The organism is Salinicola sp. NYA28a, from assembly GCF_976982775.1.
Genome location: NZ_OZ334582.1, coordinates 3,750,996 through 3,766,693 on the forward strand (window position 1 = coordinate 3,750,996; position 15,698 = coordinate 3,766,693).

Below are 15,698 nucleotides of genomic sequence, written 5' to 3' on the forward strand. Positions count from 1 at the left end.
GTCGTTCAGCCCGCTCGTGCCGCACGGCTGCTCAAACCTTCCAGACGCCAACGCCCGCCGACGTCATAGTGACGCTCCCGACTTTCGAGGAGTTGTCCATGTCGTCCTGGTTGCCCTTCACCCTTTTCGCCTTCGTCGCCTCGATCACGCCGGGGCCGACCAACCTGTTGATCCTGACGCAAGGCGCGCGCCGGGGCTGGCAGCGCGCACTACCCGCGGTATTCGGCGCCAGCCTGGCGGCCGCGATGATCGTGCTGGTCATCGGCGGCGGTCTGGCGCAGACCCTGCTGGCCTATCCGCTCGTGCGCCACGTCATGGCAATGGTCGGCGTCGCCTGGCTGAGCTGGCTGGCCTGGAAGCTCTATCGCAGCCCGCCACCGATGCTGGAGAGCGTGGCAACCGGCCGCCTGCCGCACTTCGGCGCCCTGCAGGCTGCCGGTTTGCAACTGGTCAATCCCAAGACCTGGATGATGGCGTTCTCGGTCGTCGGCGTGTTCGCCGCTGGCAACGCCAGCACGACGCACGTCGCCGCGCTGGCACTCATCTTCGGTGTCGTCGCCGTGCCCTGTCTGGCGAGCTGGGCGCTGATGGGCAGCGGTGTCGGCCGGCTGTTTCGCACATCGCGTCAATGGCAATGGTTCAACCGGGGGCTGGCTTTTCTGCTGCTGGGCGTAGCGTGGTGGAGCGTGCTGATGCCGGGCTGAAACGCGTCGTCGATAGCGGCTGAGGGCACGATCAGGCGTCGAGGCCCAGCCGCCGACAATGGCCGCGAGCGTCGGCACGAAGCGCATCGCAGCGCTCTTCCCGCTCTCGGCGCGACGTCTGGTCGGCCAGCGCTTCCAGGTTGGCCTCCGCGCCGATCAACAACGCCTCCAGGGCCGCCCTGAGCATCGTGGCGCCGGCCAGGGTATCGCTGCGCATCGCCTTGGGTGTCAGAGGCAACGCCTCGACCGCCAGCGCCAGCCCGTCACGACACCGCTCGGCGGCAGCCAGCGGAATCCGGATCGAGGCGTCGCGGGCCTCGCGCAACGCCGAATCACGCCGGTTCGCCTCGGCACCGGTGTCATGTGGCAGATGCTGCGCGTCGAGATAATCGGCAAACGCCGCGGCATCGTCATCCACGGCGCTGGCCAACGCGTCATGAAGCGCATCGCCCTCGGCAACCAGCCGGCGGTGAAGGTCGCGGTCGGATTCGCCGCGATGCAACCGCACCCCCTTGAGAACCAACGACAACCCTAGGCATCCATTCAGCGCCGCGGCGGCGCCACAACCCGGGGTGGAGCGCGTTTCGACGGCGTGCTGAAAATCGGCAAGCGAGCTCTGCCAGAGCGAAGACGAGGTCGACATGGGGACTCCCGGAGAGGATCGATGTCTCAGCATAGACGCCGCCAGACGAAGCGTGGCAAATCAAGAGGAGGCGAATACGAGCCGGGAGAGAGCGGACGGAGAGGAAGCGGAAGGAGCGGTAGCAGATGAAGATGAAGATGAAGAGGACGGAGAGATAGCAGCAGAAAATGGGATAGGGGAAGACACCATGGCGAAACAGCCCGGGACCGAAATTGCCTCAGGCCGCTTGGCGATGGTGTCCTCCCCGAGGCGCGCGCCCCTTGCGCGAATAGCTGCCTTTGCCTTTCTTGGGCTTCTGTTGCTGCTGGCGGAATTGAGGCGAGCGCAACGCCGCCTTGAGCGCGTTGTCCCGGATGGGATGCGGTTTCATATCGGCTCCTGAATAGCGGGAGAATGTCGAAGTATCAGATACCAAACGACCGCATAGTCATGCGGCCGTGGCAGGAAGGTATGGGTCGGAAAGCGGCGCTTCAACCCATGTGGGCGAACAGATGTTCGTAGACGACCGTGATGCCGATGGCGATCAGCACCACGCCACCTGCGATTTCGGCGCGCTTGCCGATCAGCGAGCCGATCGCACGGCCAAGCATGATGCCGATGGTGACCATCAGCGTCGTCGCCAGCCCGATCGCCACCGCCGCCGCCACGATATTCACGTCGGCGAATGCCAGCGTCACCCCCACCGCCATGGCATCGATACTGGTCGCCAGGGCCGTGACGGCGAGCAGCCAGACCGACTTTCGCTCCGGCGTCTTCTCGTCGTTCGCCTCTGGCTCGACGGGCTTGAACCCTTCCCAGATCATGTGGGCACCGAGCGCGCCCAGCAGCACGAACGCGATCCAGTGATCCCACTCGGAGACGAAGCGAGTCGCCGCCAGCCCGATGGCCCAACCAATGACCGGCGTGATCGCTTCGACCGTGCCGAAGATGACGCCGATACGAAGCGCTTCGGGGAAGCGAGTACGTCTGAGAGCAGCACCCTTGCCGATCGACGCGGCAAACGCATCGGTCGACATGGCAAAGGCGAGTATGACGAGAGAAGCAGGGTTCATGATCTTATCCAGCCGGTGGTATCACCATGACATTCGCCGCACCCGACTCTGCACTGCGAAATGTCCATGGTCTCGCCAACCGGATCCGGCGTTCGTGCCACGGCATCGGCCGAGCATGTTGACACGAACATCACCACCGACGTCTGATCGGCGGTGATCGGCTACTCCCCAAGGAGGAATCAGACTATAGACGCCTCCCCGCCAGATATCAATAAATGATTGAATTTAAAGAGAAAATTCACCACGGTTAATTCGTGTCGTTGACGTTAATCAAGTTAACGCGGGTTGGACTTTGATCGCCGGGTTGCCAATTCGACAGTTCAGGCTCGCCGCTGTCGCAACCGGACAACTACGAGCCAGGGCCCGGGGATGCCATGATGGCTCGTCTCGGTGTCGACTCACTTTTCGTTCGTCAACGTGCCGGCGATCCATCGCCGCAGATTGTCGACCGTCGCTGCTTCCGGATCGTAAAGCAGCCGGTAAGTCATCGGCGCGATGATGCCGTCGATGAGCTGCACTACCGATGGCGCCCCTTCGCCGCGCGCCAGGGCCCGCTCTCGCAGCGTGCCCATGAGCGACTCGCTGTAGCGATAGCAACGCTCCCGGCGCCCGCCGTCGGCACTGGCCATGACGTCGTTGAGCGCGCGCTGCCCCGGCACCGAGGTCATCTCCTCAAGATACTGCTCGCCCCAGACCTGCAGATCGCCGGCCAGCGCGCCGGTATCCACGGGATCGTCGTCGGGACGCATCCGCTCCACGGAGACATCGGCAACCAGCTCCGAAAGGTTGCCCCAGCGGCGATAGATCGTCGATGGCGTGACACCGGCTCGCTCCGCGATTCGGGGCACCGTCAGTTCGTCGCGTGGCGTCACGGCCTGCAGTTCGCGAACGGCCTGATGAACGGCTTCCTGTACTCGGGCGCTGCGGCCGCCCGGTCTGACGGCTTCTTTGATCGGCATGGCTATCCACTACACGAAAGAGAGGCAAACGCAAAATATTTGCTTTATGAATCGACTAGGCTCAGACTCCACTAACGCAAAATTTTAGCATTAATGGATTCCTCGATGTCACCGCCCGCGTCTGCGCCCAAGACCAATGTCTATCCGTCTCCTCGTCTCGGTTCGCTGGTCTATTACGCAGTTTTGATGGTGACGTTTCTTGCGGCCTCCAGCGCACCCACGCCGCTGTATCAGCTCTACCAGACGACCTGGCACTTCTCGACCACCTGGCTGACGCTGGTGTTCGCCAGTTACGTGTTCGCGCTGCTGCTGGCATTGCTGACCACCGGTTCCTTGTCCGACTACATCGGCCGACGGCCGGTCGTCGCCATGGCGATCGTGGGCGAACTCCTGTCGCTGGCGCTGTTCCTGGCTGCCGACGGGCTGGCATGGGTGCTGGCAGCCCGGATCCTGCAAGGGGTGGCCACCGGAATCGTGACCAGCGCGCTGGCAGCGGCGATGCTCGACAGCGACCACAACCGCGGCCCGGTGCTGGCGAGCATCGCGCCGCTATCGGGCATGGGGATCGGGGCGCTGTTTGCCGGCGTGCTGGTGGCTTACGCACCGGCACCGATGCGTCTGGTCTACCTGATATTGATCGTGATGCTCGTCGTGATGGGACTATGGCTCAAGCGGATTCCGGAGAGCGTGACACCGCGGCCCGGTGCGTTGGCGGCACTGCGTCCGCGCGCACATCCCGCCGGCGGTGCGCGGCCCGCTGTTTCGCGTCATCCCGGCGGTGGTTTCCTCTTGGGCGCTGGGCGGCTTTTCGCTGTCGCTGGGACCGACGCTGGTAGAGAGAATCAGCGGCGTTCACAATCCGCTGGTCGGTTGCCTGATTACCTTCCTGCTGCCTTTCATCGGCGGTATCAGCGTGCTGACGCTTCGCGCCAGGCCGCCAAGGCTGGCCGTACTGCTCGGCACCGCCTGTCTGATCGTCGGCATGCTGGGACTGCTGCTGGGAGTCCATCAGCGGTCGGTCGCGATCCTGCTGGCGGGTACGGCGATCGCCGGCATCGGCTTCGGCGCCGCGTTCATGGGCGCCATGCGCGTCGTCATGCCCTTGGCGCCGCCCACCGAGCGTTCGGCGTTGATGGCGGCGTTCTACGTGGTCTGCTATCTCTCCGCGAGCACGCTGGCGTTGTGCGGCGGTATCGCGACCCAGCATCTGGGGCTGATCCCCACCACCTACGCCTACGGCAGCCTGGTGGCCCTGCTCTCTCTCGCCGCCTTCGTCGGCACGTTGACGCAGCGCCAGCCCGAGTCCCGGGCTCGCAGCCGCAACCCTGCCTAACGTGTATCTGCACAAAATCTTTCCCGCTGACGTTGCGGCACAAGGCGAGATCGTCAATCAGCTCCCTGTAGCGTGACATTTCGTCGCCCCGGGTGTGCCGCGAAATCGCGATTAATTCCCTTCTTCAGCGCCAATATCCCTCCAAAATCGTCGAAAATACCGCTCCCGTCTTCTCCCTTCAGGTGATCGAAGCTACCGATCTCGTCGGACTCGTTGCAAGTCTCCACGGCCCATGCCGATAATCCGGCAGGTAACCAGCGTGTAACGACCGTGCCGGCAGGCTACGCAGGCCTGCCAGGCTTTCCACTCCTTGGGATGTTATCGCATGAAACGACTCGACGACCTGACGGTTAAAACCAGTTGGCTACTGGTGATATTGGCTTTTACCTTCCTGGTGCTCAGCGTTGCCGGGCTTGCCGCCTATGCAGCCAACGCTGGCGGCACGGTGTCGACGGGCTGGTTGAACCTCGCCATCGGCACCGCCATCGTGTTCACGCTGGTCCTGGTCGCGATCATTCTCTGGGGCGTGTCCGTCAACGTCATTCGACCGCTGAAGCGTCTGGTCGAGCATTTCGAGCGCCTGGCCGAGGGCGATCTCTCCGGCGAGATCGAAAGCCGGGGCAACAACGAGATCGGCCGCCTGTTTGCCGCACTGGAGCGCACCCAGGCGCATCTGTTGCACACTGTCGGCAATACCCGGAATGCCAGCGACAATGTACATCAGGGAGCCATCGAGATCGCCCAGGGCAACACCGACCTGTCGGCGCGCACCGAACAGCAGGCGGCAGCACTGGAAGAGACCGCGGCAAGCATGGAACAGTTGACCTCGACGGTACGCCAGAATACCGATAACGCCCGCCAGGCCAGTCAGCTGGCCGACGATGCCTCGGCCGTCGCTCGCGAGGGCGGCGATGTGGTGGGCAAGGTGGTCACCACCATGCATGACATCAGCGACCAGTCGCGCCAGGTGGTGGACATCCTCGATACGATCGACTCGATTGCGTTCCAGACCAACATTCTGGCGCTCAACGCCTCGGTGGAAGCCGCCCGGGCCGGAGCGCAGGGGCGCGGCTTCGCCGTCGTGGCGCATGAAGTCCAGACGCTGGCGACACGCTCCGCCGATGCGGCGAAGGAGATTCGTGAACTGATCCAGCGTTCAGCGGAGCGCGTCGAGGATGGTGCCCAGCTGGCGGACAAGGCAGGAGCGACGATGAAGAAGATCGTCACGGCCATTGGCAATGTCGACGCCATCATGCATGAAATCGCCACGGCTTCAGAGGAGCAGAGCCATGGCATCGACCAGGTGAACCAGGCGATCACCCAGATGGACCAGGTCACGCAACAGAATGCGGCGCTGGTACAGCAGGCAGCCGACAATGCCCGCGCGCTAGAGCGGGAGTCGGAGGCGTTGCAGGCCGCCGTGGCGGTCTTCCGGCTCAGCGCCAGCGAAAGCGTCGCCCTCCCGGCGGCGGCGCAGCCGACACGCCCCCAGCCCCGCACCCAATCTGGCACCCAGCCCCCGCTGGCCAGTGCGCGTCAGGAAGAATCCGAGTGGGAGACGTTCTAACCTCTGGCTTTCCCGTCCAAGGTCTAAGCTGTCTGAAAAATCGACGAGCGATAGCCAGACAAGGCGCAACGACCGTAGGGAGTAACAGCCGAAGGCTGGCCCGAAGGGTGAGCGTAGCGAATCAAAATCGGCGAAAAAGCGGAGTTTACGCGGAGTAAATGAGCATTTTGAGTCGATTTTTAACGCCGTATGGGTGAACGCAGGCATTTTTCAGACAAAGCGTAGGAAGCGTCTTCCGCCTGGCGCTCCAACGTACGGCAGAGATCGCCGTCGAGCTTGAGCGCCGCTGCCAGTTGATCGAGCCAGGCCCGCTCCATCGGGTTCTGCTCGTCGATGATCGCCACGCTGGCCAGATAGACTTCCCGCGCTGCCTGCGGTGAATCGGTATCACGAGCGATCGCCTCGGCGTCCAGCGGCGCGGACATCTGCTGCTCGACCCAGGCATGCAGTTCGTCGTCCGCGCCCAGCGCGTCGATCTGTTCGGCCAGCGCGGCCCGCTCTTCGGCGTCGATATGACCATCGGCCCGCGCGGCGGCGATCATCGCACGCAGGATGACCAGGCTTCGGTTCTCCTGCCGATCGCCGGAGAGCTGCTCCAGCGGCTGATCGGCTCCGGTCGTCGGCGCGTTGGCCGGCGCTGCAGACGACTTCTCTTGATGAGCCTGCCAGGCTTTCCAGGCTAGTGCCCCCAGCCCGGCTAGTGCGCCGTACTTGATCGCCTTGCCGCCCATGCTGCGACCCCGCTTGCTGCCAACCAGCATGCCCAGCGCGCCGCCACCCAGCAGCGACTTGGCATCGAAACCACCACCGCTCGACGACGTTTTCCGGCTGCTGCCCGCCTGCTTCATGATCTGCGAAAGAATTTTCTGCGCGTTCATCGATCCTCCATCACCCCGTTGCCTGAATGTTCCGCACTGCTATAGACCGTCTCGAGGCGAGGAGGTTTAACGCTGGCGCCAATTCGATCAATCGATCAGCGCCGGACGCCGGGGATCGGCGTGAAACTCGAAGGCATCAAAGATATCCCGGGCGATGACGCGAGGCTCGGAGAGCGGCGGCAGTTCGTCCGGCGAGAAATAGGCGGCATCGAAGACTTCGTGACCGGGATCGAGCGGCTTGGTATCGAGCCGCTCGCAGAGGAAGAACAGCTTGTAGAAGTCGAGCACGTCCGCCGGATAGGCGTGCTTGGCCTTGTGGCGAACGGCATAGAGCCGCTTGGCCTCGACCGTGACGCCCGCTTCTTCCCAAACCTCCTTGACCGTGTTTTCGGCCGCCGACAGCCCGATCTCGGCATAGCCGCCGGGCATCGTCCAGCGTCCGTCCATCTTCTCCTTGACCAGCAGGATCCTGCCGTCGTCGATGATCGCCGCGCGCACATCGATCTTGGGCGTGACATGTCCTTCGCCGTCGCCCAGCGCCAGGTTCACGCGACCGATGGGAATATCGCCCAGCATCGCCATCATCGACGTCGAAATCTCGGCGACCTCTTCATAGCGCTCGCGGTCGAACTTGTCGCGGCAGTAGTGCAGTCCGGTATCGGAGAGTGCCGATAGCCGCTTGGCCCAGGCGAGCCATTGATCTTCCATGAGGTGATTTCCGATTCAGGGTGGGTAACGTTCACCTGAAGACTAACAACTGCGGCCGACAACGTCAGGCAGTGATGGTATCAGGCACGAAAAAGCCCTTCCGGAGAAGGGCTCGTGTGGTACTTGTCGATACAGCGAGATCGACGCAGGCGGCATCCGACCGTATCAGCCTGCCGTGGGCGCTTCACTTTCCAGCTGCGGACCGTGTCGAGGCCCCTTGTGCATGCCGCGGGGCGGCTTCGTCAGCGCTTCGAAGGCAGCGACCTGCTCATCGTCGAGAACCGAGGAGAGTGCGCTGCGACGCTGCTCCATCAGCTGCTTGAACTGCGCGCCTCGTGAATCCTTCGTCGCTTCGCCCGCCTTGGCATCGGGGCGCTTCAGTTGATGCAGTCCGTCGAAGAAGGTGCGCTCGGCATTCAGCACGGCGGCACTCTGCTCCTGGCTCAGGTCCCAGGTGGCGAACAACGGCGCGTAGCGATCTTCCAGTCCAGCCGTCATCCGCTCGGGGTCCATCTTCGGGCCGCCGCGATGGTGCATCATCGGCGGGCGCGGACGTTCCAGCATCTGGTAGGCGTGCAGCTGCTCGTCTGTCAGTACATCGGCCAGCTGCTCGCGCTGCTGCTCGAGCAACGACTCCATCGCGGCGCGACGCTGTTCGGGCGCCGTCTTGCCATCATCGCCACGCAGCTGCTGGAGGCCGGCACGGAAATCGCTGTCGGCCTGAGCCAGGCTGGCCAGCTCGTCTTCGTCGAGATTCCAGCTGGCGACCATAGCGTCCTTGAGAGGATTGCCGTGCGCCTTGCGCTCGCCATGGGCCGCCGGCGGTCGGGGTTGTTCGGTCTGCGCGGCCTGAGCGAGCGATGACAGGATGGAGGCAGCAACGGCCAGCGCCAACAGGTTCTTTTTCGAAAAATTCATGACTTCACGCTCCTGGTTGCGCACCGAGACGCGGTGCAGGAACACTATCTCGTCGTTTCGTGCAGACAGTGTGCAGCGAGCGTGAAAGGTTGAATCACCAAATCGGCAAGTGACGAGGTCCACTAGTCGACGCTGCCAGCAGACAGAAAAAAACCGCTCCTGTCAGAGCGGTTTTCGTTCGGGAGCCGGCGGGCGGTCTAGAACGCCCAGTCGTCGTCCTCGGTACTGACGGTCTTGCCGATCACGTAGGAGGAGCCGGAGCCGGAGAAGAAGTCGTGGTTCTCGTCGGAGCCGGGCGAGAGCGCGGCGAGGATCGCCGGGCTGACGTCGGTGACGCTGGCCGGGAACAGCGCTTCGAAGCCCAGGTTCATCAACGCCTTGTTGGCGTTGTAGTGGAGGAACTTCTTGACGTCTTCGGTGAAGCCGACGTCGTCGTAGAGCGCCTCGGTGTACTTGACCTCGTTGTCGTAGAGCTCGTGGAGCAGCTCGTAGGCGTAGATCTTGATCTCTTCCTGACGCTCTGCCGGCAGCCGGGCCAACTGACGCTGGAACTTGTAGCCGATGTAGTAGCCGTGGATCGCTTCGTCACGAATGATCAGGCGGATCAGGTCGGCAGTGTTGGTCAGCTTGGCGCGGCTGGACCAGTACATCGGCAGGTAGAAGCCGGAGTAGAACAGGAACGACTCCAGGAACACGCTGGCGATCTTGCGCATCAGCGGGTCCTCGGCGCGGTAACGCTCGAGAATCAGCTCCGCCTTCTTCTGCAGGAACGGGTTCTCCTCGCTCCAGCGGTAGGCGTCGTCCACGTCGCGGGTGGCGCACAACGTCGAGAAGATCGAGCTGTAGGAGCGGGCGTGAACCGACTCCATGAAGCTGATGTTGGTAAACACCGCCTCTTCGTGCGGCGTGACCGAGTCTTCGATCAGTGTCGGCGCGCCCACCGTGCCCTGGATCGTGTCGAGCAGCGTCAGGCCGGTGAAGACGCGAATGGTCAGCTGCTGTTCGTGCTCGGTCAGCGTGTTCCAGGCCGGGATGTCGTTGGAAAGCGGGATCTTCTCCGGCAGCCAGAAGTTGCCGGTAAGGCGGTTCCAGACTTCCAGATCCTTGTCGTCCTGCAGACGGTTCCAGTTGATCGCGTCGACACGGTTCAGGTGGCGGGCAGCAGAGGTGGGCATATCCATGAGAGTGTTCTCGTTCGGTTGGCGCCGAGCCTTACTCGGCGCGTCGCTCGATTTGTATCAAAACTACGCTGCAATCGACTATGACATCACCACTCGCCAAATCGGCGAGCGATGGTCAGGCAAGGCGAAAGTCGGCGAGAACGCGGAGTTTACGAGTGTAAATGAGCATTTTGAGCCGACTTTCAACACAGCATGGCCGAGCGCAGCCATTTGGCGCCATCACAGCGTGCAGGAAACGCAGCCTTCTACCTCGGTGCCTTCCAGCGCGGCCTGCCGCAGACGAATGTAATAGATCGTCTTGATGCCCTTGCGCCAGGCGTAGATCTGCGCCTTGTTGACGTCACGAGTCGTCGCCGTGTCGCGGAAGAACAGCGTCAGCGACAGGCCCTGGTCGACGTGCTGGGTCGCCTCGGCGTAGGTGTCGATGATCTTCTCGGGGCCGAGCTCGTAGGCGTCCTGGTAGTACTCCTGGTTCTCGTCGGTCAGGTATGGCGCCGGATAGTAGACGCGCCCCAGCTTGCCTTCCTTGCGGATCTCGACCTTGGCCGTCACCGGATGGATGCTCGAGGTGGAGTTGTTGATATACGAGATCGAGCCGGTCGGCGGGATCGCCTGCAGGTTACGGTTGAACAGGCCGTGGGCCATGACCGAGGCCTTGAGCTCGCGCCAGTCGTCCTGGGTCGGAATCTCGATGCCGCTCTTCTCGAACAGGCCGCGCACTTTCTCAGTCTTCGGCTCCCACGCCTGTTCGGTGTACTTGTCGAAGTACTCGCCGCTGGCATAGGTCGATTGCTCGAAGCCGGCGAAGCGCTGGTTACGTTCGATGGCGATACGGTTGGACGCCCGGATGGCATGGAACGCGATGGTATAGAAGTAGATGTTGGTGAAATCCAACCCTTCTTCGCTACCGTAGAGAATGTGCTCGCGCGCCAGGTAGCCGTGCAGGTTCATCTGCCCCAGGCCGATGGCGTGAGACTTGGCGTTGCCTTCGGCGATCGACGGCACCGAGGTGATGTTGCTCATCTCGGAGACCGCGGTCAGACCGCGAATGGCCGCTTCCACCGTGGTGCCGAAATCCGGCGAGTCCATGGTCTTGGCGATGTTGAGCGAGCCCAGGTTGCAGGAGATGTCCTCGCCGATGTGACGATAGCCAAGATCGTCGTCGTACTCGGTGGGCGTGTTGACCTGCAGTATCTCCGAGCAGAGATTCGACATGTTGATCCGGCCGTGGATCGGGTTGGCGCGATTGACCGTGTCCTCGAACATCAGATACGGATAGCCGGATTCGAACTGCAGCTCGGCGATGGTCTGGAACAGCTCGCGGGCGTTGATCTTCTTCTTGCGAATGCGCCCGTCGGCGACCATCTCTTCGTACTTCTCGGTCACGCTGATGTCACCGAACGGCACGCCGTAGATGCGCTCCACGTCGTAGGGCGAGAACAGGTACATGTCCTCGTTGCGCTTGGCCAGCTCGAAGGTGATGTCCGGCATCACGATGCCCAGCGACAGCGTCTTGATACGGATCTTCTCGTCGGCGTTCTCGCGCTTGGTGTCGAGGAAACGCAGGATGTCCGGATGGTGGGCGTTGAGATAGACCGCGCCCGCGCCCTGTCGCGCTCCCAGCTGATTGGCGTAGGAGAAGGCGTCCTCGAGCATCTTCATGATCGGGATGATGCCGGAGGACTGGTTCTCGATGCGCTTGATCGGGGCGCCGGATTCGCGCACGTTGGAGAGCGAGAACGCCACGCCACCGCCGCGCTTGGAGAGCTGCAGCGCCGAATTGATGGAGCGCCCGATGGACTCCATGTTGTCTTCGATGCGCAGCAGGAAGCACGACACCAGCTCACCGCGCTGACGCTTGCCGCAGTTGAGGAAGGTCGGCGTCGCCGGCTGGAAACGGCCATGGATGATCTCGTCGACCAGCTGTCTGGCCAGTGTTTCGTCGCCCCGCGCCAGGCTCAGCGCGACCATGCAGACACGATCTTCGAAACGTTCCAGGTAACGCTTGCCGTCGAAGGTCTTGAGCGTATAGCTGGTGTAGTACTTGAACGCACCCAGAAAGCTCTGGAAGCGAAACTTCGCCGCGTAGGCCTGATCGAACAGCGACGAGACGAAGCCGAAGTCGTACTGGTCGAGCACCTGCTGCTCGTAGTAGCCCTCTTCCACCAGGTAGTCGAGCTTTTCCTTCAGCGAGTGGAAGAACACCGTATTCTGGTTCACGTGCTGCAGGAAATACTGACGCGCCGCTTCACGGTCCTTGTCGAGCTGCAGACGGCCATTGGCGTCGTACAGGTTCAACATGGCGTTGAGCGCGTGGTAATCGAGCGTCTTGGCGTTGTGATCGGCAGCGGGTCGCGCTGCCGTATCTTTTTCTAGGCTGAGCGTTTCCAAAATTCATTCACCCCTGCAAGAACGCGACGGACATCTTCTGCAGTGCCCATCAGTTCGAACCGATAGAGAAGCGGTACCTGACACTTTTTGGCGATCACTCGACCGGCGAGGCCGAATGCCTCGCCGAAATTGGTGTTGCCACCAGCGATCACGCCACGAATCAGGGACCGGTTGTGTTCATCGTTAAGAAACCGTATGACCTGAGGCGGCACCGAACTGAGCGGATCGCCGTCACCGTAGGTCGGTACGATAAGAATATAAGGTTCGTCGACCCGCAGGGGCTGGTCGTCTCGACTCAGAGGAATGCGACTGGCCGGCAGGCCCAGCTTTTCGACGAAGCGCCGCGTATTGCCTGACTTGGTCGAAAAATAGACCAGCTCAGCCATGACGGTTCTCCTGCGCCCCTGCGCGGTATTCAGACGGCGCGGAACAACCCCGATGCGCGCCTAGAAAAACGAAAAAGAGAGATCAGGCAACCAGCGTGCTGATCTTGTCCGGGCGGAACCCGGCCCAGTGATCGTCACCCGCGACCACGACCGGCACCTGGCGATAGCCCAGGTTCTGGACGCGCTGCATCGCATCGGCGTCTTGCGTCAGGTCGACCACGGTATAGTCGATTCCTTGCTTGTCCAGAGCGCGATAGGTGGCGTTGCACTGGACGCAGGCAGGTTTGCTATAGATCGTGATGCTCATGAATAACCATCCTTGACAGGGAAAGACGCCATCGATGACCGATGGTGCAGGCTTTGACGACGTGGAATTCACGCTTTCTGAGCGTGTCCGCCGTTTCTGCAAAACACTATATATGGTAGCCGTGCCTTTTTCCAAGCATAGATGTGCTGTTTTTCTGTTAATCTCCTGTGGACAACTTTTGGCCCTCGCGGAGGCCGCATGGTAGCCCGCCTCCCGTCATGTCAAGGGTAAAAACGCCCCACCCGGGAACCGGAAACGCGCCGGAGGCTTGTGCCAAACCGGCGCGTCGAAACACACTATCTGGTAGCAGGAAAAGAGAGATCGGGTAGCGAAGACAGAGCGCGGATCACCCCTTCTTGATCGCGTGCCCGCCGAATTCGTTACGCATGGCAGACAACAGCTTGTCGCCATAGGAATCCTGCTCGCGGGAGCGCAGGCGCTCGAGCAGCGACAGGGTAATCACCGGCGCGCTGACGTCAAGCTCGATGGCTTCCGCCACGGTCCAGCGACCTTCGCCGGAGTCCGATACGAAGGGCGCAATGCCCTCCAGCGATGGATCCTTGTCCAGCGCGTTGGCAGTCAGATCCAGCAGCCAGGAACGCACCACGCTGCCATGACGCCAGATTTCGGCGACCTGATGCAGGTCGAGATCGAAATCCTTGCGCTCCATGATCGCGAAGCCTTCGGCGTAGGCCTGCATCATGCCGTACTCGATACCGTTGTGGACCATCTTGGTAAAGTGACCGGAACCGCTGGGCCCGACATGACCCCAGCCCTTGTCGGCGGCCGGCGCCAGAGCCTCGAACAGCGGCCGGAGCGAGTCGACGATCGGCGTCTCGCCGCCGACCATCATGCTGTAGCCTTCCTGCAGCCCCCAGACGCCGCCACTGGTGCCGACATCGACGTAATGCAGATGACGCTCGCGCAGCGTCTCGGCTCGGCGCACGGTGTCCTTGTACATCGAGTTGCCACCGTCGATGACGATGTCGTCCTTCGACAGCAGCGGTTCGAGCTCGCCGATGAGCGTATCGACCAGGGGGCCGGCCGGCACCATCAGCCACACGATTCTGGGCGACGGCAGGGCGTCGATCGCCGCCGCCAGCGAATCCGACGGCTCGATCCCCTTCTCCGCCGCCTTCGCCATCGCTTCCGCGCCCGGGTCGTGCCCCACCACGCGGTGCCCGGCGCGCACCAGGCGTTCCGCCATGTTGGCGCCCATGCGCCCGAGTCCCACCATTGCAAGATCCATACGAACTCCTCTTGAGTCGAGAAAGGCGTCGTCAGCCGAGATGCTCCCCGCTCGGCGCCTACGGTTGGCGTGTGAGGCTAGCCGATCGAGCGTGTCAGATGACTCGCGATCAGGCGCCTGGCCGGCCAGGCCGCTTCACCAGCGCGCAGTACCGCCTTGCGCAGCCATCTGGCCGGGGTGCGGTCATCGGTGTAGAGCCCGACGATCGCCAGCGTGGCGGCGAACAGCGGCGCCGTCGCCAGACGCTGCTCGCGCTGATAGCGTGCGAGCAGCGCTGGCGAGGCGATATCCTGCCCTCGCGTTCGCGCCTCGCCGATCAGGTCTGCCAGTCGCGACAGCCCCTGCAGCCCGACGTTGAAGCCATGCGCGGTCACCGGATGCATGCCCACGGCGGCATCGCCGATCAGCGCCTGGCGAGGCCCGACGAAACGCTCGGCATAGACACTGACCAGCGGATAACGATGGGGCTCGGCGATCCTGCGCATGGCGCCCAGCCGGCCGCCGAAGCGCCGGGTGATATCGGCGTCGAAGTCCTCGTCGTTCAACGACAGCTGCTTTTCCATCTCTGCCGGCGACAGCGTCAGCACCAGCGACGAGCAGTGCGTATCCACCGGCAACAGCGCCAGCGTCTGGCCGTAGCCGAACCACTCCCACGCCGTCTGGTCGTGCGGTTTTTCGTGATGCATGCGGCAGACCAGCATGTGCTGGCCGTGCTGATAGGTGTGCGCGGGAATGCCCATGGCACGGCGGGTGGTGGAAAAGCGGCTGTCCGCCGCCACCAGCAGCGAGGCCTGCAGCCGCTCGCCGCTGGCGAGAGCGATATCGATCTCGGCGTCCCGGGCTTCGAACCGCTCGATCTGCCGTTCGTCCCGCCACAGGATCTCTCCCGTACCGGTCGAGTCGGACGGCAACGCCGCATAGGCGGCACGTCGAATCACCTGGTTGGGTACCAGGCAACCGAGAGGATCATGGCGAGAAGTGCCCGGTGCGATTTCCATCGAGAACAGCGACTGACCATCGAAGACCTTGGCGGCCCGCATCCGGGCGCGCTCCGCCGGCTCGACTCGCGACCATACGCCGAGCTTGTCGAGAATCTGTTGGGAGGCCCGGGTCAGCGCGATCTCTCGTCCGTCGCTGGCCGGCTCCACCATCGCCGACCGCGACTGACGATCGATCAGCACTGAGCTCACGCCATGACGCGACAGCGCATTGGCAAAACACAGGCCGATCGGCCCCGCACCGACGATAGCGACGTCGACTTGCGTCACAGGGGTTGAATCATCCATTCGTGCCGCTCCCTAGCGTCAATGGGGCGTAACGGTAACGGAAAAAGATGCCACGGCGAAGCCTCACCCGTCGCATCCCAGGTTAACGCCGCCATCATCCCGTCGGTTCGGCACCAGATGGCAATACTCCCCGTCC

General features: G+C 62.8%; 16 protein-coding genes and 1 pseudogene. 4 read left to right on the top strand and 13 right to left on the bottom strand.

All coding sequences use genetic code 11. The annotated features are described in order from the left end of the window. Positions 1 to 98: 98 nt before the first annotated feature. Positions 99 to 704: a LysE family translocator gene (locus tag ACWHY3_RS16895; RefSeq protein WP_087718581.1), complete on the top strand. Its 606-nt coding sequence runs from the start codon at positions 99 to 101 to the stop codon at positions 702 to 704. A 31-nt stretch (positions 705 to 735) separates the two neighbouring features. Here ACWHY3_RS16895 and ACWHY3_RS16900 read toward each other — a convergent pair whose 3' ends face one another. From ACWHY3_RS16900 to ACWHY3_RS16915, 4 genes are all read right to left on the bottom strand, one after another. Then, positions 736 to 1,347 (bottom strand): cyclodeaminase/cyclohydrolase family protein, encoded by a 612-nt coding sequence (locus ACWHY3_RS16900; RefSeq protein WP_448127060.1) that lies wholly within the window; start codon positions 1,345 to 1,347, stop codon positions 736 to 738. A 217-nt stretch (positions 1,348 to 1,564) separates the two neighbouring features. Next, on the bottom strand, positions 1,565 to 1,717 hold the full coding sequence (gene arfA, locus ACWHY3_RS16905) for an alternative ribosome rescue factor ArfA (protein ID WP_087718583.1): 153 nt from the start codon (positions 1,715 to 1,717) through the stop codon (positions 1,565 to 1,567). Between the two features lie 100 nt (positions 1,718 to 1,817). Next, positions 1,818 to 2,399 carry a manganese efflux pump MntP gene (gene mntP / locus ACWHY3_RS16910; RefSeq protein ID WP_303853655.1) on the bottom strand — a complete coding sequence of 194 codons (582 nt, stop codon included), beginning with the start codon at positions 2,397 to 2,399 and terminating at the stop codon, positions 1,818 to 1,820. Positions 2,400 to 2,797: 398 nt separating this feature from the next. Then, the gene (locus ACWHY3_RS16915) at positions 2,798 to 3,358 is read right to left on the bottom strand and encodes a TetR/AcrR family transcriptional regulator (protein ID WP_087718585.1); all 561 of its coding nucleotides are present in this window, start codon (positions 3,356 to 3,358) and stop codon (positions 2,798 to 2,800) included. A 186-nt stretch (positions 3,359 to 3,544) separates the two neighbouring features. Between ACWHY3_RS16915 and ACWHY3_RS16920 the strand changes: the two are divergent. The 3 genes and pseudogenes from ACWHY3_RS16920 to ACWHY3_RS16930 all read left to right on the top strand — a co-directional run. Beyond that, positions 3,545 to 4,015, top strand: a pseudogene (locus ACWHY3_RS16920) (MFS transporter); the annotation flags it as partial. 46 nt (positions 4,016 to 4,061) lie between these two features. Continuing rightward, positions 4,062 to 4,691: a hypothetical protein gene (locus ACWHY3_RS16925; protein WP_448128182.1), complete on the top strand. Its 630-nt coding sequence runs from the start codon at positions 4,062 to 4,064 to the stop codon at positions 4,689 to 4,691. Positions 4,692 to 5,016: 325 nt separating this feature from the next. After that, complete coding sequence (locus tag ACWHY3_RS16930; protein ID WP_303853657.1) at positions 5,017 to 6,258, top strand: methyl-accepting chemotaxis protein; 1,242 nt, start codon at positions 5,017 to 5,019, stop codon at positions 6,256 to 6,258. Between the two features lie 179 nt (positions 6,259 to 6,437). Here ACWHY3_RS16930 and ACWHY3_RS16935 read toward each other — a convergent pair whose 3' ends face one another. The 9 genes from ACWHY3_RS16935 to ubiM all read right to left on the bottom strand — a co-directional run bounded on the left by ACWHY3_RS16935 (position 6,438) and on the right by ubiM (position 15,562). After that, positions 6,438 to 7,136, bottom strand: coding sequence for a tellurite resistance TerB family protein (locus ACWHY3_RS16935; protein WP_087718588.1), 699 nt, complete (start codon positions 7,134 to 7,136; stop codon positions 6,438 to 6,440). 87 nt (positions 7,137 to 7,223) lie between these two features. Next, positions 7,224 to 7,844, bottom strand: coding sequence for an NUDIX hydrolase (locus ACWHY3_RS16940; protein ID WP_087718589.1), 621 nt, complete (start codon positions 7,842 to 7,844; stop codon positions 7,224 to 7,226). Positions 7,845 to 8,009: 165 nt separating this feature from the next. Then, a complete protein-coding gene (locus ACWHY3_RS16945) occupies positions 8,010 to 8,762 on the bottom strand; it encodes a hypothetical protein (protein ID WP_448127061.1) in 753 nt (250 codons plus the stop codon). A gap of 197 nt (positions 8,763 to 8,959) precedes the next feature. Continuing rightward, a complete protein-coding gene (gene nrdF / locus ACWHY3_RS16950; RefSeq protein WP_448127062.1) occupies positions 8,960 to 9,943 on the bottom strand; it encodes a class 1b ribonucleoside-diphosphate reductase subunit beta in 984 nt (327 codons plus the stop codon). A 219-nt stretch (positions 9,944 to 10,162) separates the two neighbouring features. Then, positions 10,163 to 12,334 (bottom strand): class 1b ribonucleoside-diphosphate reductase subunit alpha, encoded by a 2,172-nt coding sequence (nrdE, locus tag ACWHY3_RS16955; protein WP_448127063.1) that lies wholly within the window; start codon positions 12,332 to 12,334, stop codon positions 10,163 to 10,165. After that, entirely contained in the window at positions 12,316 to 12,720 is a 405-nt protein-coding gene (gene nrdI, locus ACWHY3_RS16960; RefSeq protein WP_448127064.1) for a class Ib ribonucleoside-diphosphate reductase assembly flavoprotein NrdI, read from the bottom strand. Before nrdI ends, nrdE begins: the two co-directional genes overlap by 19 nt. 82 nt (positions 12,721 to 12,802) lie before the next feature. Next, the gene (gene nrdH / locus ACWHY3_RS16965) at positions 12,803 to 13,027 is read right to left on the bottom strand and encodes a glutaredoxin-like protein NrdH (RefSeq protein ID WP_087718593.1); all 225 of its coding nucleotides are present in this window, start codon (positions 13,025 to 13,027) and stop codon (positions 12,803 to 12,805) included. 346 nt (positions 13,028 to 13,373) lie between these two features. After that, complete coding sequence (gnd, locus tag ACWHY3_RS16970) at positions 13,374 to 14,405, bottom strand: phosphogluconate dehydrogenase (NAD(+)-dependent, decarboxylating) (protein WP_448128174.1); 1,032 nt, start codon at positions 14,403 to 14,405, stop codon at positions 13,374 to 13,376. Beyond that, complete coding sequence (ubiM, locus tag ACWHY3_RS16975) at positions 14,354 to 15,562, bottom strand: 5-demethoxyubiquinol-8 5-hydroxylase UbiM (RefSeq protein ID WP_448127065.1); 1,209 nt, start codon at positions 15,560 to 15,562, stop codon at positions 14,354 to 14,356. The genes gnd and ubiM overlap by 52 nt, the downstream gene beginning before the upstream one ends. Positions 15,563 to 15,698 lie beyond the last annotated feature (136 nt).